Source organism: Pseudomonas sp. RIT-562, from assembly GCF_026241895.1.
GTDB classification, from domain to species: Bacteria; Pseudomonadota; Gammaproteobacteria; order Pseudomonadales; family Pseudomonadaceae; genus Aquipseudomonas; species Aquipseudomonas mandelii_F.
The window spans coordinates 1-328 of the sequence record NZ_JAPJIV010000078.1; the positions used below are offsets into that span (position 1 = coordinate 1).

Annotated in this window: 1 protein-coding gene; it reads left to right on the top strand. The window is 57.9% G+C overall.

The window, feature by feature from the left end; all coding sequences use genetic code 11:
• Positions 1–82 precede the first annotated feature (82 nt).
• The coding region (locus ORL50_RS28825) for a cytochrome d ubiquinol oxidase subunit II (protein WP_266020111.1) at positions 83–328 on the top strand (246 nt) is incomplete at its 3' end.

A 328-nucleotide genomic window follows, 5' to 3' on the forward strand; every position in this document is an offset into this window, starting at 1 on the left:
ACGGGAGCCACCTCACGAAGACGAGCCCGGGCCCCAACCCACTTTGGCTGACGAAACGGGTAAATCCTGAGGGTAAACATCGATGATGGACAATGACTGGGTAACGCTATTGTCCGCTGCCGCGCTGGGATTTTCGGTCTTGAACTACGTGCTTTTGGATGGCACTGATCTTGGCGTGGGCGTGCTGATGGGGCTTACTCGTTGCAGTAAGCATCGACGTGCCATGGCGGTGACTATCCTTCCGATTTGGGACGCTAACGAAACGTGGCTCGTGCTCGGTGGTGGCGGGCTGCTGGCGTTGTTTCCGCTGGCTTACGCCGTCCTGCTT